The following is a 22,015-nucleotide window of genomic DNA, read 5'->3' on the forward strand; positions in this document are numbered from 1 at the left end:
GAAGAGTCATTCTCCTGCTTTATTTAAAAAGTGCCGGCTCATTTGAAATACCAATAAATGAGCCGGCTTATTGATTTTACTTCGTGCTTTCCTTCATTACAACTTCATAATTTTGCAGACTTTGTTTTTCAACACTTTCACCGTCAATAAGCGAAAGCAGCATTCTTGTCGCTGTAGCACCAAGTTTTCTTTCATCAAAATTCAGTGAAGTAACAGGAACTACAGCATTTTCCAAAATATTACTGTTGTAAAAGGATGCCAGTCTAATATCCTCAGGAATCTTGATTTTTTGTGCTCTGCATATAGAGATCACATACCCAGCAAGCTGATCATCCATACAGACTACACCATCAACCTTCTTGGCTGCAAGCTGCTTTACAATTTCGGTAAGTCTCTGCTCATTACCCTGATTAAGGAAAATAAGTGACTCATCGATCTTCTTATTGGCCCTCTTAAAGGCATCAACAAAGCCATTATATCTGGTCCTTGTTATCATGTGATTCGAGGAACCGCCGATCAGAGCCAGCCTGGAATGCCCCTTCCCTATCAGAATAGAGGTAAGTTCCAAGCATGCGCCATAATTATCATTATCAACAGTAATGATATCTTCGTCAAAGGATGTACCTATGGCTATAAATGGAATCCCGCTTTTCTTTAAGTACTCTGCAGGCCTGTCATCAATAAGCGTTCTTGTCAGGATTACTCCATCAACCTTCCTGTTTTCAATGATTCGTCTGAGATTGGATATCTCATCTCCGGACACAAGGGATATAACAATGTCATACCCGTGACCGCTTGTAACCTCGCTCATTCCAATGAGACATCTCTGAAAAAAAGGAAGATCAACAAGTGAATAATCTCCGGGCCATACAACAGCCATGTTGTAAGTCCTGCGCTGCGCAAGTCCCTTGGCGACAACATTAGGTTTGTAATTATTCTGTTCAATGTATTCGAGGACGCGGTTTCTTGTTTTTTCTCCAATTCTGCCTTTACCGGAAATAGCTCTGGATACGGTAGTTTTGGAAACACCAAGGGCCGCCGCAACATCCTCGATAGTAATTTGCTCGCCCATATTATTCTCTCAATTGTTTTTTATAAGGAAGTTCCGTTAACCTTTCACAGCACCGCCGGTAACACCTTCAACATAGTACTTCTGCAGGAACAGGAATAACAGTGTAACCGGAATGGCAACAAGTACGCCGCCGGCACAGAATCTTGTAAAGTAACCCTGATAGTCTCCTGTATTCATCCATCTGTACATGGAAACGGCTACGTTGTAGCTCTTATCATGTCCAAATGCGATGTAGGAAGCAAATACATAATCATTCCAGGGTGCCATGAAAGCTACCAGCATTGTGTAAATGATGATGGGCTTACTCATGGGAAGTGTCATTGTAAAGAATACTCTTGCTCTGGAAGCGCCATCGATACGGGCAGCTTCATCCAGTGCCTTGGGAATAGTATCAAAATATCCCTTACATACGTAGTAACCCATACCTGAGCTTGCTACAGATACAAGGATCAATCCGGGAATTGCTCCGGCCTGAGTAAGTCCCATCTGCTTAAGCAGGAAGTACAGACAGATCATTGTAAGGAAGCCCGGGAACATTCCAAGTACCAGCCAGAACTTCATAAGTGCAGTTCTTCCGTAGAATCTCATACGGCTAAGAGCATAGCTTACGCAAAGTACGATGATAGTCTGAAGAACAGACACGCATGTAGCAATAATAACCGTATTGAGATACCATCTCTTAAAGTTGGTCTCATTTCCAAGAACGAATCTGTAGTTGTCCAAAGAGAAAGTCTTGGGAACGATATAACCAACAATTCCGCCGTACTCAACCTCAGGAAGATATGATCTGAAGCTTCCAAGTACCAGTCCCACAAAAGGGAACAGCCATATTATTACGATGATTGTAAGTGCCAGATAAGCAAGAGCGTTGCTAATGGCACGTTTCTTTTTCATTGAAGTTTCTTTTGCCATTACTGGAATCCCTCCTCATCCTTTACTGACGGCAGCATGCGATATACAGAAAGCATGATTATAGCCGTAACAACGAATACCATGATACCTATTACAGCGGCCATCTTATAATCAGTGTCATTGATGGTCATCTTATAAAGCCATGTAACCAGAAGGTCTGTACCACCTGCACCTCCTGCATAACTCATGGACTTCGGTCCGCCACCTGTCAAAAGATAGATAACGTTAAAGTTATTAAGGTTACCTGTATATGATGTCAGAAGGTACGGTCCTGTTACGAAAAGCATGTACGGCATTGTGATATTCTTGAACATCTGCCATGGTGTAGCGCCGTCGATCTTGGCACTTTCATACAGATCCTCAGGAATATTCATAAGAAGACCTGTAGCCATAAGCATAAGATAAGGAATACCGATCCAGATATTTACTACTACAATTGTAATCTTGGCAAGCCATGGATTTGTCCAGAAGGGAATCGCGCTCTTTATTATTCCAAGCTTCAAAAGTGTAGCATTGATGATACCTGCGTTATCGAACATCTTTGCCACATACAAAAGACTAACAAACTGAGGAATAGCGATGGTCATAACAAGACAGGTACGCCAGAACTTTTTAAATTTGATTCCTTTTTTGTTAATAAGGATTGCAACTGCTATTCCAAGGAAATAGTCGATAAACGTTGCAAGAAAAGCCCAAACCAGTGTCCAAAGAAGTACGCTTACGAATGTACTACCGAATCCGCTTTTTCCAAATGAAAACAGATTCTTGAAGTTGGCAAGTCCAACCCATGTGAACAGCTTGGTCGGTGCCTGATGTGTCGCATCATAATTAGTGAAGGCAACACATATCATGAAAATGATTGGCAAAACGGTGAAGGCAAATACACCTGTTACCGGAAGTGCCAACAATGTTTTATCAAAATTAGAATCAAAGAGAGACATGAAATCTGCTCTGTTTCCAGGAAGCTTCTTGCCCTGTTTAAGTGCAAGCTCTTCCTTTCTGTTCTCTTTGATGTTCATTCTCCACAAGAAAATAATGAATACAATAAAAATAAGAGTAAGAAGACCAAACAAAAGAATAAGGAATGAATGATCTCCATAAACTATTTTTCTGTGCTTTTTAGTTGTCTCGATTACACCAAGGGTTCCCAGCTTGGAAAAATATTTACCACCAAAAGCTCCAAGGAACACAAAGAATAAAATCTCAACAACAAGATACATAAGACCTCTTAAGGTCTGTCCCCTGAGTATCGGTCCGATACCCATAATCAAAAATGAGAGTTTTGTTTTCCAATCGCCCTCTTTAAATGTGACCCCGATCTCTTTGAGGTCATTTACCAAAATCGAAAAAAATCTGCTAACAGGATTCTGTTTCGAATTAGACGCATTATCACTGCTCATAGCGTTCTCCTCCGCTCTTGCGTTCCCACACAACCAAGTATTTTCAGCATTCCTTCTAAAAAACCGGCAGAAGGCAAAAGCTCCTGCCGGTTTGAATTTTTCAAGGTATTGTTTTTACAGACTTCTGACTAAGCTCGACAAAACCTCGCTAAGTCATCAGTTTTACTGAGCAAGACCTACTACTGTCTCCTGGAATGTAGCAAGTGCTGCCTTGAGGTCATCATCAGATGCGCTCTGGAACTTGTCTGTTACGTCACCAGCAAGTGCCTCTGCGTTTGACCAGTAGTCACCAGGATACTGACCCTGAGGAATTGTGAATGCGAACTGCTCTGAAAGTGCTGAAAGAGCTTCGTCAGCCTTAACTGATGGATCTTCCTGAGCCTTGAGGTTTGAAGGGCCCCAACCTACTGCATTGTATCTAGCAAGCTGAACTTCTTCGCTTGTGAGGTACTGAGCAAGTGCATCACATACAGCAAGCTTGTTCTCATCTTCCTGAGGCTTAACACCGATGAGCTTGCAGCCATTGAAGCCGCTCATCTGATAGCTCTTGCCGTCAGAACCTGTGAATGTAGGAAGCTTAGCGCAAGCGTAGTTGTCGCCAAGTGCTGCCTTAACAACATCTGCATCCCATGTACCATCGATGATTGCTGCGTAGTCAACTGCATCGCCTGCAGAAGAACCGGGCTGGAAAGCCTTAGAAGAAGCAACTTCGATCATCTCTTTAAGAGCTACAAGACCTTCTTCTGAATCATAGTTACAATCACATGCTGTGAAGTTACCATCATTGTCAGACTCGTATGTAAGTGTGCAGCCTGTTCCGAAGAAGAATGCTACCTGATACCAACCTGTAAGATCCATGTAGAAGTTCTTACCAGCTGCTTCGCACTGCTCAAGGATGCCCTCAAGAGTAGAAGGATCTGTTACAACGCTCTTATCATAGTAAAGGAAATATCCGTTATCTGCTGTCTCAGGATAAGAATAAAGTGTGTCACCAACTGTTGCTGCTGTTACAGCACCTGCTGCGTTCTCACTCTTGATTGCATCAACGTTCTCAGGAGCAACCTCCTCAAGAGCACCTGCTGCAACAAGTCTTGCTGTCTGGTCCTGAGCGAAACCATAAATATCAGCACCTGCTGTTACGTCTGTGATCATGTTGCTTGCTGCATCGCCTTCACCTACAGCCTCAACTGTTGCTGTGTATCCAGCGAACTGAGGGTTAGCTTCGATAAACTTATCGAACTGCTCCTTTGTGAAATCAACTACGTTGTCAGCAACCCAGATCTTGATCTCGCCTGTGCCGTAATCTGTGTCATCTGCTGCTTCTGCAACATCTTCTGTAGCTTCTTCAACATCTTCTGTAGCTTCTTCAACTGCTTCTGCTGCATCTTCAGTTGTTTCTTCAACTGCTTCTGTTGCCTCTTCTGCAGTCTCCTCTACTGCATCTGCAGTGCTCTCAGCAGTATCTGCTGCTGTGTCGGCTGCGCCGCCGCATCCTGCAAGCAGTGATGCAGTCATAGCTGTTGCCATCAAAACTGATACCAATTTCTTTTTCATTTTACTCTTTCCTCCGTTTATTACCGTTTTTTGTTGCGCAATGATTAATTTGCGCAATCGGTTGCTCTTGAACACATTGTAAGTCTGTGCTTTTTTATCGTCAATAGTGATTTTCTCATAAAAGAAAAACGTTTTCCTTATACATATTGCACAAATTCATTACCGGAAACGTTTACACGGCAAATGTGTGTGCGCAACCGTTTATCTTAGCTCTATTACTGTGTTGGAAACGTTTCCGATTGAAATTTTAATTAGGTTATTTTTTTACAAAAACCTCCTCCGTTTCCGGCTGCTATCCCCATGATACAAAGTTCAACAAGGATATTCATAACCTCCGAGATTCCCATGTTTATGCCCTTTGCGGCCATTTTGTCATAAATGGCAGTTGAAGTCTGCGGATAAAAATCCATTTCCGAATACACTTTTTGTTGCTCATCGCTTAGCGGAACAAGTGGCGCAGTTGCGCTATTTTCAGTCTTATCTTTAATGGAAACTTTATAATCCGGGGCAGTACGCTCTGAATTAATTTCGAACCCTCCATCCTTTTCCTTCGAAATTACACCTGCATCTCCTATAAGCTTTCTTCTTAGAAATTCCACAACGTCTTCCGGAGAAGTGGCAATATTCGCTCCCTGCCTTATAAGCTGATTACATCCGCTACTTAAGTTGTCACAGATTCTACCTGGCAGGGCAAAAACCTCCCTTCCCTGATCCAGTGCCATATCAACAGTGATAAGTGTTCCGCTTTTCTGCCTCGCCTCTATGACTATCACCGCATCGGAAAGCCCGCTGATAATCCTGTTTCTTGGCGGAAAGAACTGAGGCTTTGGTAAGGTCCCCGGAACATATTCAGAGATGACACCACCCGTCGAAATAAGAGCATCATACAGAAATCTGTTTTCCTCCGGATAACACACATCAACACCGCTTCCAAGGATCCCAAAGGATTCTCCATCTACGTCTACTGCCGCTCTTTGTGCAATACCGTCAATTCCTCTTGCCATGCCGCTTACAACCTGGGCTCCCGCAAGTGCCAACTTTTCACCAAAAAGCCTTGCAGCATATTTCCCATATTCAGAACTGTTTCGCGCTCCTATTATCGAAACGGAAGGCCGCAGCTCATCAGGTAATTTCCCGGCGCAATATAGCCCAAAGGGCGGATCGGGGATATCCTTAAGGCGCCTTGGATATTCACCCGAAAAGTAAGGATAAAAATCGATCCCTCTGTTATAAAGAAATTCATATTCACCCTCTACATCAAATTCTCTTTTCGCTGTTTCAAAGGCTCTGCATTGTTTGGCAGTAAGAATCTTTCTGATGTCCTTATCAACCGCGTTATATATCTCACTGCAGCTTCCAAATTCTTCATAGAGCATAAAAAGAGTTTTATTCCCAAAGCCCGGAATGCTATGGAGCATATATGCATATTTGACCTCATCAGATGCTTTCCGGCCATTTTTACCGATCCCGCAATATGCCATTATCCTGCCCTCCTGCTCTTAATAATCTTTACAGGCGTATCATCTTTTCCCCGGGTACTCTGCTTATTCCAATATTTGGAATCCGTCATCCTATAGCACGCAGCCTCAGTAATATGCCTTGTTTCAATAAGCTCGCTCCCATCAAGATCTGCTATAGTTCTTGCCACACGGAGAACCTTATGATACGCCCTGGCAGAAAGATCCATAGTATTAAAAATCTGCTCCATCAATCTCTGTTCTTTAATTCCAAGTCTGCAATATTTTCCAATCTGAGACGGGCTCATCTCAGAATTAAACCTTATGCCTTCGTCCTTAAATCTTTTCTTCTGAATATCCATAGCTTTAAGCACACGCTTTCTGATCTCAGCACTGCTCTCATTGCAGTGATTATCATGGCTAAGTTCGCCCACATCTATTTTGGCAGCCTCGACACTTATATCTATTCTGTCCAAAATAGGTCCGGATATTCTTCCAAGATACCTGGATATCTCATTTTCCGAGCATCTGCATTTATTCAGATCAGGATAATATCCGCAGGGGCATGGATTCATGGCACCTACCAAAAGCATGTCGGCAGGGTATGCAAAATTGCCTCCGCTTCTTGCCACATGAACCTCCCTGTCTTCAAGGGGCTGCCGCAAAAGATTAAGTGTATTTCTCTTAAATTCTGTCATCTCATCCAGGAAAAGAACACCTCTGTGAGCCAGTGAAATGACTCCCGGATGAGGTATTGTTCCGCCTCCCGTCAGAGCCGATTCCGTTATGGAATGATGAGGACTCATAAATGGTCTTCTTGTGACCAGCGCCTCTCCCTTTTTAAGCATCCCTGCCACACTATAGATTGAGGATACTTCGAGGCTCTCATCCTCTGATAAGGGTGGCATTATCCCGGGAATCCTCTTGGCGATCATGCTTTTCCCCGATCCCGGAGGACCAACTATAAGTATGTGATGATATCCGGACACAGCAATTTCCACTGCTCTTTTCACCGCAGCCTGCCCGTTTATTTCAGAAAAATCCATCCCCCTCAGATACTTATCACCGGGCTCGGCATCCCTGAACATCATGCTCACATCGATGTTTGTCGGCTCAATTACGCTGTCACGCTCAGCAGCATCAGCAGTAAGATAGCTTATTGTCTCGAGAAGATTCTTTACACCGATGACCTTCATCCCTCTTACAACAGCGCCTTCTTTTGCATTATCGTAGGGCAGAATGCAGGTCTTGAAGCCCCTTTTCCAGGCATAGGTAACCATGGGTAATACACCGTTTACCGCCTTCACTTCACCGTCAAGTCCAAGCTCGCCGATAACCACTGTGTTTTCAAGAGCCTTCTCATTTATCTCACCCATTGCACAAAGAATTCCCAAGGCCACAGGGAGATCTACCGCAATGCCGGATTTTCTTATATCCGCCGGAGACAGATTAACCGTAATTCTCATGGGCGGCATCGGAAATCCCGCATTTTTAAGGGCAACTCTGACCCTCTCTGAGGCTTCTCTAACTTCTCCGCTTACAAAGCCAACCATATTGAACATTGGAAGTCCGTCGGAAGCATCCACCTCAACCTGCATCAGATACGGCTGAATCCCCTTCACCGCACCTGAAACAACTGTACTAAACATATAAACTCCTTTCAGGGCATAAACGTACCCCAAAGGACCGTCAATCCAATTAATTCACCAAAAATAAAGGAAAATTATACGGAGAATCTCCGCGTGAAATCTTTTTAATTATACCGATTAGAAAAAGAAATGCAAGCAAATTTTCAAATAAAATCTTTTATCGAAAATCTGCCTGCACTTATTTACACTGATTTAGCGGTTTCAAAAACCGCATCTTCAAACACTGATCATCTAAGAATTTTTGCCTGCATGGTCTCAGGATCCTGAGCATAATGTATAGCCATATCACGATTTATCTGGCCTGACTTACACAGCTCAACAATTGCATCATCCATGGTGATCATGCCCTGCTTGCGGTTTGTCTGCATGATTGTGATAAGCTGGTGAGTCTTACCTTCACGAATCATATTTCTGACAGCACTGTTTACATGCATAACCTCGAAGGCTCCCACTCTGGCATCACCATCAGCTGTAGGAATAAGCTGCTGTGAGATAACAGCTTCAAGAACGTTGGCCAGCTGAATACGGATCTGCTGTTGCTGATGAGGCGGAAAAACATCGATTATTCTGTCCACAGTACTTGCTGCTCCGATGGTATGCAGCGTGGAAAGAACCAGATGTCCCGTCTCAGCCGCAGTAATAGCTGTACTTATAGTCTCAAGGTCTCTCATCTCTCCAACAAGGATTACGTCGGGATCTTCTCTTAAAGCAGCCCTTAAAGCATTGGCATAATTATCAGAATCAAGGCCAACCTCTCGCTGATTTACTATGGATTTATTGTGCTGATACAAAAACTCAATAGGATCCTCAAGGGTGATGATATGAGCTTCCCTGTTGTCGTTTATCTTATCGATAATAGATGCAAGCGTTGTGGATTTTCCTGAACCGGTAGGTCCTGTTACAAGCACAAGCCCTCTCTGTCTCTGATAAAGATTGACTACAGACTGAGGGATTCCCAAAATCTCAGGATCCGGTATCTCAGTGGCAACAAGACGAATTGCCATAGCCACAGAGCCTCTCTGTTTAAACACATTAAGTCTGAAACGTCCAAGTCCCATAACCGAAAAAGACATATCATGCTGACCGTTGGCATCTAAAAGCTCAAGCTGCTTTTCGCTCATGATGGTCTTTGCAACTTCCATGGTATCATCGGGAAGCATTCTCTGATATCCTTCAAGAGCTATAAGCTTACCGTTTACTCGCATCTTAGGCGGAATACCTACAGTAATATGGACATCTGATGCCCTTGCCTCTTTCGCTGTTTTAAGAATCTCATCAATCCTTGACATTTTCCACTCCTTGCATTTGCATGCGCATATTTTTCTATAATTATCTTGTCGAAAAGAAAAAAAATTGTCAACGAAGTTATCGTTAAATATTCTTAAATTTGGATTAAATGGCTCAAACTGCCACTCTTACTCAAAATAAAAATTCAGCCATGCAGTAGTTACTGACATCCAGCCCTGCGTAAGATAATCTAATCATATCTCCCTCCCATTCAAGGAGCTCTTTTTCCCGGAGATCCTCGATAACATCTCCGTATACTTCTCCTATTCCTATTCCAAATCTGTCTTTAAATTCACTGGCGGATACTCCCTCTGTAAGGCGAAGCCCCAGGAACATAAACTCTTCCATTTTGGCCTTTTCATCCAGCTTTTCTATATCTTCTCTGATATCAGAAAGGAGCTGCACCCTGTCATTATCGCCATCGGCTTTGTCAGGTAAAGCATTGCCCAAAACTTCTATGTACCTTTCAAAATCAGACGTATTGTGGAATCTTTCGCCCTTCATCAAAGATGCTGCTCCAAGGCCGACACCAAGATAATCTCCGCCCTGCCAGTATCTTAGATTGTGGCTACATTCTTTTCCATTTCCCGAGTAATTGGAAATCTCATACCTGTGATAGCCATGGGCAGATAGTATTTCCTCCGTGCGATGATACATCTTGCGCTCAGTATCCTCATCGGGAAGAGGGAGCCTACAGTCATCGCGGCTGCCCGCCTGAACATGCGATGCGTAATCAATACTGTTTCCTTCGCTATCATCTCCATACATCTCATAAAAAGAAGTACCCTCCTCGATGATAAGACTGTAGGCAGAGATATGCTGCGGCGCAGGTTCAAGGTCGCACACATATCTCAGATTATCCTCCCAAGCCTCCAAAGACTGACCGGGAAGAGCGCTCATAAGGTCCACATTTATGTTCTCAAAGCCTGCCTTAACTGCATTTTTATAACAATCCTCAAACATCGACCTGTCATGGATTCTGCCAAGCCTTTTAAGCTCCTCATCATTTGCTGACTGAAGTCCTATGCTCAGCCTGTTTATTCCTGCTTCCCTGTATTTTTTCAAAGCTTCATAATCCGCCGTTCCGGGGTTACACTCCATGGTTATCTCAGCATCATTTTTTATCTGAAAATTATCTCTAAGGACATTCATTATCCTCACGATACATTCCGGTTCAACAGAGGTTGGCGTTCCTCCGCCAAAAAATACAGAATGCACTTCATACTCTCTGCAATCCTCAGCCGCAACCAAAATCTCTTTTTCAAGAGCATCAAAATAAAGTGCCTGCTGCGCTCTCCCCTTGGGAAAGGAGAGAAAGTCGCAGTACAGACACTTTCTTATGCAAAAAGGTATATGAATGTAAATTCCAAGTGAATTCATCAGTTACCCTCATCCGTCAGCTTCGCTGACACCTTCTCCCTAATTATAGGGAGAAGGCTTTAGATTAGTATTCCTTGCTTAATTTCCTTCATCCAGTTTAAGGACGCTTAAGATTAGTATTCCTTACTTAATTTCCTTCATCCAGTTTAAGGACGCTTAAGAATGCCTGCTGAGGGATCTCTACGCTACCAATCTGGCGCATCTTCTTTTTACCCTCTTTCTGCTTCTCAAGGAGCTTTCTCTTACGGCTGATATCACCGCCGTAGCACTTGGCAAGCACGTCTTTACGCATAGCTTTAACGGTCTCTCTGGCAATGATCTTGCCGCCCACTGCTGCCTGAATCGGAATCTCAAACAGGTGTCTTGGAATCTCGCCCTTAAGCTTCTCACACATTTTGCGTCCGCGCTCATAGGCACCATCCTTGTGAACGATAAAGGAAAGGGCATCCACCTGCTCACGATTTATGAGAATATCAAGTTTCACAAGCTCTGACTGTTCATAGCCCTTGATCTCATAATCAAAAGAAGCATATCCCCTTGATCTTGACTTAAGCGCATCAAAGAAATCGTAAATAATCTCATTAAGCGGGAGCTCATATTTAAGGATAGCTCTAGTAGCCTCTATATATTCTGTGCTCAGATACTTACCGCGTCTCTCCTGGCAAAGCTGCATAATGGATCCCACATAATCGGTGGTAACCATAATCTCGCCGTTTACAATAGGCTCCTCCATGTAATCTATCTCTGAAGGATCAGGGAGGTTCGAAGGATTGGTCAGATCAAATACTGTTCCGTCTGTCTTATGAACCTTGTAAACAACGCCGGGAGCAGTGCTGACAAGATCAATATTGTACTCTCTTTCAAGTCTCTCCTGAATTACTTCAAGGTGAAGCAGTCCAAGGAATCCTGCACGGAATCCAAAGCCCAGGGCCTGTGAAGTCTCGGGCTCATAGAAAAGTGAAGCGTCGTTAAGCTGCAGCTTTTCAAGAGCGTCTCTAAGCTCAGGATATCTGGCTGTATCAGCAGGGTAAAGGCCGCAGTAAACCATAGGCATTACCTTCTTGTATCCCGGAAGGGGCTCTGCGCAGGGTCTGCTGACTTCAGTTACGGTATCACCAACTCTCGCATCCTGAATATTTTTGATGGAAGCTGTAAAATATCCAACACTTCCTGCAGAAAGCTCATCGCAGGGAATAAACTGACCGGGGCCAAAATATCCAACCTCGACAACTTCCCATGAAGCACCGGATGCCATACATTTTGCGGTCATGCCCTTTTTAAGGACACCGTCTCTTACTCTTACAAATACGATAACGCCGCGGTATGAGTCATATACAGAGTCAAAAATAAGTGCCTTAAGAGGCTCCTTGGGATCCCCGTTAGGCGCCGGGATTCTGTTAACAACAGCTTCAAGAACATCATCAATTCCTGTTCCCATTTTTGCAGAAACCAAAGGCGCATCATGAGCCTCGATACCTATTACGTCCTCGATCTCTTCCTTAACCTCATCAGGTCTTGCACTTGGAAGATCGATCTTATTTATTACAGGGAAAACATCAAGGTCGTGGTCAAGGGCAAGATATACGTTTGCCAATGTCTGAGCTTCAACGCCCTGAGTCGCATCAACTACAAGTATTGCGCCATCGCATGCCGCAAGGCTTCTTGAAACCTCATATCCAAAGTCGACGTGACCGGGAGTATCTATCATATTGAAAACATACTCCTCACCGTCTTTTGCTTTGTAAATCATACGTACAGCCTGAGATTTGATAGTGATACCTCTCTCACGCTCGATATCCATATTATCAAGAACCTGGTTCTGCATCTCACGACTTGTGAGAACACCGGTGGTCTCAATCATACGATCAGCCAGGGTTGACTTACCATGATCTATATGTGCTACTATGCAAAAATTCCTTACTTTACTCTGATCAAATTCAGCCATTCTATAAATCCATCCTAAAAAACATAATACATACGCGCACTAATTCCGGGTAGCACGCATACCATGAAATATGATAACATAAGAAGCGTCATAAAGTACAGTAATTCAAAAAAGCTCTTGACATAATCTACTATAACAACTAAAATATTTGGGTGTATGTGGCATTGACTGTCCGTGTCCGGTTTCATAGCCATATAACTTAGATGACTATTAAATTTTTGTAATAATAATGGAGGAAGTTATGGCTAATATCAAATCTGCCAAGAAGAGAATTCTTACAAATCAGAAGAAGGCTGCAAGAAATCAGGCTATCAAGTCTGGTGTTAAGACTGAGATCAAGAAGGTAAGAGCAGCTATCGAAGCTGGCAATAAGGAAGAGGCTGCTAAGGCACTCCTTGCTGCTACATCAGCTATCGACAAGGCTGAGTCAAAGGGCGTTTTCAAGAAGAACACAGCTTCTAGAAAAGTTTCTCGTCTTGCTCAGGCTGTTAACAAGCTTGCATAATTAAATATATGAATTTTAAAAACTCCTGCATCTCTCACCGGTGCAGGAGTTTTTTGTTGTTTAGAAAAAAGAATTACCTGTATGACAAAAATCGCCGGTAGAAAAAATCCACCGGCGATTATCATTTATTCATTAGGATTTGAAAAATCGATTACAGGGTTCTTAGGCTCTGATACATGCTCTATATCAACGACACTAAGAAGTGGTCCAACACCCTGATATTCAGGCACAAGAGCCTTTCTTACATTGGCTGTTACCCTAACCCACTCTTTCTCCTTAAGTGAAGGAGCATCGTCATATTCGCACTTAAAGCCCAAAAACTGCATATCCTCTGCGCAGCAGGTCATAGCCATACGTCCGGGAACAAATGCATTATCAGCCATATCAAAAGGTTTAGCTACCAAGGCAGTAAAACGGACATTTTTGCCGTCATATCTGTCTACATGCTCAAGAGCATCTAAGTAGAACATTCCATAACCAAAATTATTGAGCTCAATAGGATCAGCATTTAGATCAAAAGGAAGATCCTCATCCAGAGTCACATCAACCTCTCCGTTCATATCCTCGAAGATGATATCTGCTTTCTGATTTATAGCCTTAACATTCCTCTTATAGGTAGCAAGATCTTCTATTCCGTCACATCTGTTAAACAGAATAAGCTCAGAATTCCTAAGCTGTTCTGACAGCAGTGATTTCATATTTGTAAAATAAAGCTCAAAGCTTGAAGCATCAATTATTGTAATCTGCTGCTCAAGTTTCCACTTGTTGGGAATCTTGAAATTCTTAAAATTCCACATTCCGTTATACTCAATGAGAATACGCTCAGGCTCATGCTTTGCATCAAGAGCCATAAGAGTCGCAGGAGTAAAATCTTCCTCATCCTCAATGGTCTCAAGCACTGTATTGGTATTGCTAAGAAGCTTCTCCTCGTATTCATTCTCACCCTCTTCACATACTATAAGAAGAGTCTTGCCCTTGGTTCTGAAGTAAGGCTGAGCAATTGTATACTTGAAAAAGTCTGTCTTTCCACTGTCAAGAAAGCCATTAATTACATATACAGGTTTCATTTTCTTCTCTCTATTCCTTCCAAACATCAAATAACTCCACAAAATCCCCCGCCAAAACGACGAGGGATATCATTATTATACCTGGGTTACAATAAGCATCAAAGCTTTCTCTTAAAGAGCTTTTCAAGATTATCCTCGTTAAGCTCAGCACCGATTACACAGAACTTACCTGTTACATCTGCGCTGCCCTTACGGATTGTAGGCTCTCCGGGAACATAATCAAATTCGATCCATTCACCGTTCTCATCGGGAACCATTCCCTTTGCTCTGAGAACAACACCGAAGGTCTCCTCTTCCTCAAGTCTTCCAAGCATCTTCTCGATCTCATCCTTGGAATACTTAGCAGGAGTCTCCATTCCCCAGCTTGTAAAAATATCATCTGCATCGTGATGATGGTGATGTTCATGCTCATGGTCATGATCGTGGTGATGCTCGTGTTCATCGTGGTCATGATGATGCTCGTGCTCATCGTGGTCATGATGATGCTCATGCTCGTCATGGTCATGGTCGTTATGATGCTCATGCTCGTCATGATCGTGATGATGTTCGTGCTCGTCTTCATCATGGTCGTGCTTGTGAGCTCTGTAAACTGTATTTCCATCCTCATCAGTGAACTTTTCAGAACCATGGTCATGGTGATGATGATGCTCATCAGCCTTCTGCGCAAGAACCTCCTTAAGAAGCTCTGCCTCAAGATCATGATTGCCTTCGAAGGTATCAAGAACCTCTTTACCATCAAGCTGATCAAGAGGTGTTGTGATTATTGTAGCCTTGGGATTGTGCTGACGAATAAGCTCAACAGCAGTCTCAATCTTAGCTTCATCAGCCTTATCTGTTCTTGTAAGAAGGATAGTTCCTGCATTTTCAATCTGGTTTGTGAAAAACTCACCGAAATTCTTGATGTAAACCTTAGCCTTGCTGACATCAACAACAGTAACAGCACTGTTCATAGTAAGATCAGCACTCTGGTCTGCAACATTCTGGATAGCTCTCATAACGTCTGAAAGCTTACCTACACCTGAAGGCTCGATAAGGATTCTCTCAGGAGCATAGGTATCCATTACTTCCTTAAGAGATGTACCAAAATCACCAACAAGTGAGCAGCAGATACATCCTGAATTCATCTCACGGATATCGATACCTGACTCCTTAAGAAATCCGCCATCAATACCAATCTCACCAAACTCATTCTCTATAAGTACTGTTTTTGTTCCTGCAAGCGCTTCTTTTAAAAGTTTCTTAATAAGAGTAGTCTTACCTGCGCCAAGGAAACCTGAAATTATATCTATTTTTGTCATATAATCACTCTCCGTTCCAAAAAAAGTCAAATTCTATTAAACAACGCTAACATTGTAGACCTGAATTCAGACAACTGTCAAGGAACGCAGAATATCAGTTATTTTCTGTAGCAGCCTCAGGAGTGGCCGTGTCATTACCATCCCCTGATGCTTCCTCTTTTACTTCCACAGAATTATCAGTCTGTTTCTCTTCTTCGCTTTCACTACCTTCTCTCTCCTCTTCTATAGTCTCGTTTTCTACCTCACTGTTTTTTGCTTCTGAGCCTTCCGTTCCATTCGAAGCATCAGGCTGCTGTTCACCGGCAATTTCATTATTATCGCCAACCTCCGGAGCCGGTTCTATGGCACTACCATCTGTGTTTTCATCGCCTTCCACTTCAGTTTCAGAATAATCCTCAATTTCTGAATCATCATTATTTCTTGGAATAAACTCTTCAAACAGTATCTCTCCGTCTATAAAATTCACTTCCTGATTTGTGCTCATTAGAGATGTTTCAAGATTATTCTTTTTATCATATTTAATGATAGCTTCAACAATCGAATTCTCGTAATATCCACAATTTGGAGCATAACACTCAATCATATTTTTCTTTTTGCAGATAAGATTTCTTTCAACCCTCTTTTTACATCCTGTAACGTTTCTTTGTGATGCCAGAAGAACGTCATCAGTTTCCTCATCATGTAAGGGGCTATGCAAAAATGTTTTGTGACACAGATCACAGGTGTATTTCTCCGGGCCGCCATTCATAAACTCTCTGCTATCATAGTGCTCAGTTTTATAGCTGTAATATGTTTTTTCTTCAAAACACTCAGGGCCATGTCTGTGTCTTACTTCGGTCTGGAAGCAGCCGCCTTTATTTTTACTGGTCTCATAGGGACAGGCACCCTTTCCATCCTTGTGATGGTGACGAACATATTCAACATTACTTGTCTTTACAATTGCCTCAGGAACCTGCTTTATTGCATTTTCAAGATCCGCAAATTTGGCATCCTCAGGAACATTTACTCCAAGTGTGGCAAGCGCGGATGCCAGTTTACTCTTACCGCTGGCCACCTGGTTAAAAACCGTTTCAAGCTTTTCAGAAAGGGACTGAATATTAGTGTCAATCTCATCGATGTCTTCCTCTATATAGCCCATTCTGTCATCCATGGTATCAAGCTTGTCATTGGTGTCATTCTGAGTCTGCTGAATACCATCGACACCGCTTTTTACATTATTAAAACCGTTATCGACCTTTGCGCCAACGCCATCAACCTTGTTTTCAACTCCGCCAACCTTGGATTCAACGCTGCTGACTTTGCCATCTACTCCGCCAACTTTTGTTTCAACACTGCTAACCTTGCTGTCCACTCCGTCAACCTTGTTTCCCACATCGCCGACCTTGCTCTCAACACCGTCAACGTTTTTATCGATACCTGCAAGGCCTGTCTCAACCTTTTTGCCGACTCCGGATACGCTCTTATCTACCTTTTCTACGCCCTTTTCAAGGTCATTCATCTTGGTGATGTAAGTATTCTGGGTCCTTAAAAGATCAGACTCCATTCTGGAAAGAGTATCATTTGCATTTACCTTCTCGAGCTGCTTCTCGATCTTCTCAAGATTATTAATTACAGTTTTGTTATCAGTTCCTGCAGTATCCTTGCTCTCCTTGATCTGTGTAGCCAGCGCTGTAACATCTGAACTTGATTTTTCACAAGCCTTCTTAATATCACTGAGCGCATTTGTAATCTGTGAGAAATTCTCCTTATCTTTATCTGAGTTATCGCTCCCACCTTTATTCATGCTCTCCTTAAGCTCTTTTACCTGATCGGATGTGTTCTGAATTTCTGTATGGATTGATGCCAGCTCCTTATCAAGACCTCCGATTTTCTCTACCACCTTGGTATTATTTGTTACAGTGGAATTGTTCTTTTCATTTTCAATTGTCTTTTCAGTAAGCTGCTTCTGCTCACTCTGAACAGTCTGAATCTCCTTAATAAGATCCTGGCTGCCTGTTACGACACTATCAAGCTTCTCAAGATAATTGTCGATCTCTTTTAGCTGATCGCTGGCCTTTTTCTGGACTCCAAGAGAATCCTTACGGACCTCCTCCGCAGCCGCATCAGCACTTATGGCAGGTGTTGTTACATAAACAAATGCACCGCATAAAATTGTTGCAGCCATAACACCGGCACCCATAACAAGGGTATCGTGCCTGCGAAGCTTCTTTAATAATTCTTTCATCGAGTTACTTTGCTTAAATGGTTTCATAGATAATAAACCGCCTTTCATAAAAAATAATAAAAAATAAAAACAATAGGGATTCTTCTTGAAGCGATGGCTTCAAAGAATAGCCGGCTGACCGCCGACAGGAAGTGATACTACCACACCAAAAAATCACAATGCAATAGATTTTTGTAAACTTAAACCTTTCTTAAGATTGCCATAAGAATCTTAAGATTTTCAGATTCGCTTTTTATCAACTTTCATTTATATTGTTCAAAATGTTTTTTGTGCTAAAATGTTTATATGTTTACTAAAAAAATACCAAGAGATGAACTTCATATTTTTTATCAATCGAAATTTGATTATTACCGGAAGGTCTCCTTTTTATCAGCTTTGTTGACAGGACTTTTGGAGATAACATATTTTGTTTCTGATTGTCAGATTTTCGGAAGATTCGCTGCAGAGACTTTAATTCCGAGGTTTTCTGTCATAGTGCCTCTTATTCTGCTTGCTGTCTGCGAGCGCAGAATAAAGGATTACAGGTATGGCGTCTTCCTATATTATATGGTAGCCCATGCATCCATGTGGGCCACGATATGGGCCATTTGGTTTTTGCCAAACAAGGATTTCGCCAGAGAGGGCTTTATAATAATGCATTTTGCATTTCTAGCCATCGGACTTGGAATGCCTGTGGTATATCACATCCCCATCCATTCACTGGTTTTGCTGAACATAATTATTTCCAACATGTGGAATCATTATGAACACTTTAATATGATGATTTCTTTGGCTGTGCCTGTTTTCATAGGAATAATCGTTATCATGCTCATCCTGGAAAACTCCTATGCAGATCAGTACCTGATAAAAAAGGAGCTGGAGAAAACATCCATTACCGATAACCTTACTGAAGCATTTAACAGAAACAAGATCAACGAGATTGTATCCCATGACGAGGCTGAGCAGCTCAACATCCCACAGTCTGCAAATGTTGTAGTGCTGATGATCGATATCGATAAGTTCAAGAGAGTAAATGATACCTACGGCCATGATGCCGGCGATAAGATTCTGGTATTTCTTGCAGAACAGATCAAAAGGTGTATCAGATCATCAGATATGCTGATCCGTTGGGGCGGCGAAGAATTTGTAGTTTTTCTTGTGGGTGCTGAGACGGAGGTTGGCTTAAGAATTGCCGAGCATATAAGACACTCAGTTGAAACCTTCGAAAACGAGGTTTGTCCTATTACAATCTCTATAGGTGTCAGCAGATATGATGGCGGTAATTACCGTGACGCTGTTAGAAAAGCAGACAGAGCTCTTTATTATGCAAAGGGACACGGAAGAAATCTCGTAGTCCACTATGATGATATAGCTGATGAAGATCTAAAAGGTTATACGGAAACAGAATAAAATCAATCATACTTGACAATAAACATTCTATTTATTAAAGTGCTTATGTATGAGCAGGACAAATGATCGCGGCCGCTATTCCCGAAAGGGTGCGGGTGAGGAAAGTCCGGGCTTCATAGGGCAGGATACCGGATAACGTCCGGCGGAGGTGACTCCCGGGATAGTGCAACAGAAAATAACCGCTCGTAAGAGTAAGGATGAAAAGGCGGTGTAAGAGACCACCGTGCAGATGGTAACATCTGTAGCCATGTAAACCCTATCCGAAGCAAGACCGAAAAGAAAACCATGGATCGGCCCGGTCCGTTTTCAGGTGGGTCGCTTGAGGCTGTTGGCAACAGCAGTCCTAGATAGATGATCATTCACGACATAACCCGGCTTACAGGCCTGCTCATACATAAAAGGAACAATGTCTAAGAAAATAATCTTTTCACTTTTAATCATCATATTGTTTAATCCCATAAAGGCAAGCGCTCACGGCCCCATGCCATCTGAGATAGCTAGAGACATGCTTTCTGTCGATGCCTTTTCCATGTCCCCAATTGACAATAACTTTGAATCAGAACAAGACGTTATAGAAACCGCTCTTTATATAAGGCCTTCCTATGTAAGAATACAGATAGGAAACCATTACGGCGAGGGCACTATCATTTCTGTGGATGAAGATGAGATCAGAATCCTGACTGCTGCCCATGTCATGAGGGTTTATACAGAAAAAGATAAGATTTACACCGTTTTCTATAACGGCCTTGTAAAGGAATCTAAGCTCTTATACATAGATGAAAATGTGGACGCAGCTCTTATCAGCGTCCCCACATCAGAAATTGATCCATCAGACCTTATCCACCTAAAGAGCGCACCAATCTCAGAAAAAGCCTTCAATGCTTTTGAGAAAAAAAGCAGCGAAATAGTTATTGCTCTGGATTCAGAGCCCTGCGCTTTTCCTGAGAAAAATCAGCACTATGATTTTTACGGAAACGGAACAAAGGTAGCAGAAAGCTACATCTACGGAACAGCCATCAATACCAATATTCTGGTGACAAACTTCGGTTACAAGATGCTATATGCAAAATGCTCCGCCCACGAAGGAATGTCCGGAGGCGGAGTATTTGATATCAATGGCAATTTGGTAGGCGTTCTTGCAGGCGGCACCGAGAATGATGAAATGGTGGCCGTACGCCTTGTTGATGTTATAAAAGTACTTTCATACTTTGAAGCAGCTTCCACCCACGAACTCTCTGGTAAGTGAATTCATAGGTAGTGCCTGTGCGTCTACAGCCACAAAGTAATCCAGGAATTTAAGAAGCCTCTTAGCTTCGAAGTATTCAGGCTCTCCAGGCTTAATCGCAAAAAGCAGCGGTTCGGCATACTGTTTTAAAACAGCAAGTTCATAAATCTGAGCGGAATTGAACATCTCATCCGCATCTTCCTGGAAGGGGAAAATATTCTGCTCTTCCCCTCTTCTTACAGAATCCCACATGGCAATAGTATGTTTAGCGGTAGCCCCGCGGGTTCTAGCATCCCTTACTATTCTTCGAATAAGACGACCATCTGTGGTGGTAATTCTGTTATGGGCATCAACACTCAAAGTTGTTAATGCACTTATGTAAATCTTGAACTTTGATTCTGCTGGAAGTGCATAGCTCATTTTTTCATTAAGGCCGTGAATTCCCTCTATAACAAGAACATCATTGGGAGCAAGCTGAAGGAAATCCCCATTCATCTCCCTCTTACCTGTAACAAAATTAAAGGTTGGCATCTCCACCTTCTTGCCGTTAAGAAGATCCACCATGTCCCTATTGAACTGCTCAACATCGAGAGCTTCAAGACACTCAAAGTTATAGCTTCCATCCTCATTAAGAGGAGTCATTTCCCTGTTAACAAAATAGTTATCAAGACTTATAGGATGGGGGCGAAGACCGTATGTCCTCATCTGAATTGCAAGTCTATTGGCAAAGGATGTTTTTCCTGATGAGCTGGGACCGGCTATCATGACGAATTTTACATGTTTTGCATCAAAAATCTTCTTGGCGATCTCACCGATTCTGCGTTCCTGAAGAGCTTCCTGAACCAGCATCAGTTCATTAAAACCGCCATTGCAAATAACATCATTGAGGTCTCCTACAGTATCAACTCCCATCATCTCTCCCCACTTGGAAGCACGCACCATCTCTGCGAAAATCTTCTCTCTGGGAGCACTTTCAGTGATGGAATCAGGATTCTTTCTGGTGGGCAGATTAAGAAGAAGTCCGTCGTGATATTTCTCAACCTTAAACCACTTAACATAAGAGGTATTCGGAAGCATATATCCATAATAGTAGTCCGAGAATCCATCAAGCTTATATACATTTACTTCCGAACTTCTGCGGTAACGAAGAAGGCGAACCTTATCATCCATGCCTTCTCTAGTAAAAATATCAACTGCATCAGGAAGAGAAAATCCCTTCTTGGTTATGGGAAGATGGTCATCAACCATATTCTGCATGCGCTTCTGAACTTCCTCGGCAAATGCCTCGGTAACCTTGAAATCTCCTCTGATGCTGCAGTAATATCCGTTACCAATCTTGTACTCGATTCTGGTAAAAGCAGGCTGTTTGCCTGAAGCATCACGGACAGCCTTAATAAGCATCATGAGCGCAGTTCTGGTATATGTGTTATTACCAATCTCATCTGCTGTTGTAATAAAAGTAAGGTCATCATCATGATCGACCTTCTTCATAAGCTCCCTGATACGGGTACCATAGGTAACAGCCACGATCTGATTTGGAACCTTGGGCTGATATTCTCTGGCAATCTCTTCAAAAGTAGTGCCCTTGTCGTACTCTTTAATCTCACCGTTTATCCTAAGCTTTGGCATATAATGTTCCCCCTAAACCTTT

General features: G+C 42.6%; 16 protein-coding genes and 1 other RNA gene. 4 read left to right on the forward strand and 13 right to left on the reverse strand.

The window, feature by feature from the left end:
* Positions 1-76: 76 nt before the first annotated feature.
* The 9 genes from G603_RS0104095 to lepA all read right to left on the reverse strand — a co-directional run bounded on the left by G603_RS0104095 (position 77) and on the right by lepA (position 12,656).
* Complete coding sequence (locus G603_RS0104095) at positions 77-1,072, reverse strand: LacI family DNA-binding transcriptional regulator (protein WP_026523201.1); 996 nt, start codon at positions 1,070-1,072, stop codon at positions 77-79.
* Between the two features lie 36 nt (positions 1,073-1,108).
* Positions 1,109-1,984 carry a sugar ABC transporter permease gene (locus tag G603_RS0104100; protein ID WP_026523200.1) on the reverse strand — a complete coding sequence of 292 codons (876 nt, stop codon included), beginning with the start codon at positions 1,982-1,984 and terminating at the stop codon, positions 1,109-1,111.
* A complete protein-coding gene (locus G603_RS0104105; protein WP_026669406.1) occupies positions 1,984-3,384 on the reverse strand; it encodes a carbohydrate ABC transporter permease in 1,401 nt (466 codons plus the stop codon). The genes G603_RS0104100 and G603_RS0104105 overlap by 1 nt, the downstream gene beginning before the upstream one ends.
* 162 nt (positions 3,385-3,546) lie before the next feature.
* The gene (locus G603_RS0104110; protein ID WP_026669407.1) at positions 3,547-4,938 is read right to left on the reverse strand and encodes an extracellular solute-binding protein; all 1,392 of its coding nucleotides are present in this window, start codon (positions 4,936-4,938) and stop codon (positions 3,547-3,549) included.
* Positions 4,939-5,189: 251 nt separating this feature from the next.
* Positions 5,190-6,419: a DNA-processing protein DprA gene (gene dprA, locus G603_RS19165; protein WP_051207444.1), complete on the reverse strand. Its 1,230-nt coding sequence runs from the start codon at positions 6,417-6,419 to the stop codon at positions 5,190-5,192.
* Entirely contained in the window at positions 6,419-8,044 is a 1,626-nt protein-coding gene (locus G603_RS19170) for a YifB family Mg chelatase-like AAA ATPase (protein WP_051207446.1), read from the reverse strand. Before G603_RS19170 ends, dprA begins: the two co-directional genes overlap by 1 nt.
* A 227-nt stretch (positions 8,045-8,271) precedes the next feature.
* Entirely contained in the window at positions 8,272-9,333 is a 1,062-nt protein-coding gene (locus G603_RS0104125) for a type IV pilus twitching motility protein PilT (protein WP_026669408.1), read from the reverse strand.
* Positions 9,334-9,463: 130 nt separating this feature from the next.
* Positions 9,464-10,711: a radical SAM family heme chaperone HemW gene (gene hemW, locus G603_RS0104130; RefSeq protein ID WP_026669409.1), complete on the reverse strand. Its 1,248-nt coding sequence runs from the start codon at positions 10,709-10,711 to the stop codon at positions 9,464-9,466.
* Between the two features lie 127 nt (positions 10,712-10,838).
* Positions 10,839-12,656, reverse strand: a complete 1,818-nt coding sequence (lepA, locus tag G603_RS0104135; RefSeq protein ID WP_026523195.1) for a translation elongation factor 4 — start codon at positions 12,654-12,656, stop codon at positions 10,839-10,841.
* Positions 12,657-12,897: 241 nt separating this feature from the next.
* On the opposite strand from lepA, the gene rpsT reads away from it, so the two are divergent.
* Positions 12,898-13,161 carry a 30S ribosomal protein S20 gene (rpsT, locus tag G603_RS0104140; RefSeq protein ID WP_026495310.1) on the forward strand — a complete coding sequence of 88 codons (264 nt, stop codon included), beginning with the start codon at positions 12,898-12,900 and terminating at the stop codon, positions 13,159-13,161.
* Positions 13,162-13,286: 125 nt separating this feature from the next.
* Here rpsT and G603_RS0104145 read toward each other — a convergent pair whose 3' ends face one another.
* The 3 genes from G603_RS0104145 to G603_RS0104155 all read right to left on the reverse strand — a co-directional run bounded on the left by G603_RS0104145 (position 13,287) and on the right by G603_RS0104155 (position 17,750).
* Positions 13,287-14,255 carry a TIGR03943 family putative permease subunit gene (locus G603_RS0104145; RefSeq protein ID WP_035791910.1) on the reverse strand — a complete coding sequence of 323 codons (969 nt, stop codon included), beginning with the start codon at positions 14,253-14,255 and terminating at the stop codon, positions 13,287-13,289.
* A gap of 71 nt (positions 14,256-14,326) precedes the next feature.
* On the reverse strand, positions 14,327-15,526 hold the full coding sequence (locus tag G603_RS0104150; RefSeq protein WP_026669411.1) for a CobW family GTP-binding protein: 1,200 nt from the start codon (positions 15,524-15,526) through the stop codon (positions 14,327-14,329).
* 94 nt (positions 15,527-15,620) lie between these two features.
* Positions 15,621-17,750 carry a hypothetical protein gene (locus tag G603_RS0104155; RefSeq protein WP_026669412.1) on the reverse strand — a complete coding sequence of 710 codons (2,130 nt, stop codon included), beginning with the start codon at positions 17,748-17,750 and terminating at the stop codon, positions 15,621-15,623.
* 390 nt (positions 17,751-18,140) lie between these two features.
* On the opposite strand from G603_RS0104155, the gene G603_RS21290 reads away from it, so the two are divergent.
* From G603_RS21290 to G603_RS0104165, 3 genes are all read left to right on the forward strand, one after another.
* Positions 18,141-19,139 carry a GGDEF domain-containing protein gene (locus G603_RS21290; RefSeq protein WP_196808041.1) on the forward strand — a complete coding sequence of 333 codons (999 nt, stop codon included), beginning with the start codon at positions 18,141-18,143 and terminating at the stop codon, positions 19,137-19,139.
* A 50-nt stretch (positions 19,140-19,189) separates the two neighbouring features.
* Positions 19,190-19,534, forward strand: an RNA gene (gene rnpB, locus G603_RS21310) — RNase P RNA component class A.
* A gap of 11 nt (positions 19,535-19,545) precedes the next feature.
* Complete coding sequence (locus G603_RS0104165) at positions 19,546-20,385, forward strand: S1 family peptidase (protein ID WP_026669413.1); 840 nt, start codon at positions 19,546-19,548, stop codon at positions 20,383-20,385.
* Here G603_RS0104165 and G603_RS0104170 read toward each other — a convergent pair.
* Complete coding sequence (locus tag G603_RS0104170; protein ID WP_026669414.1) at positions 20,341-21,993, reverse strand: nucleoside kinase; 1,653 nt, start codon at positions 21,991-21,993, stop codon at positions 20,341-20,343. The two genes, G603_RS0104165 and G603_RS0104170, sit on opposite strands and share 45 nt — an antisense overlap.
* Positions 21,994-22,015 lie beyond the last annotated feature (22 nt).

It is taken from the genome of Butyrivibrio sp. AE3006 (assembly GCF_000424165.1).
Lineage (GTDB): Bacteria > Bacillota > Clostridia > Lachnospirales > Lachnospiraceae > Butyrivibrio.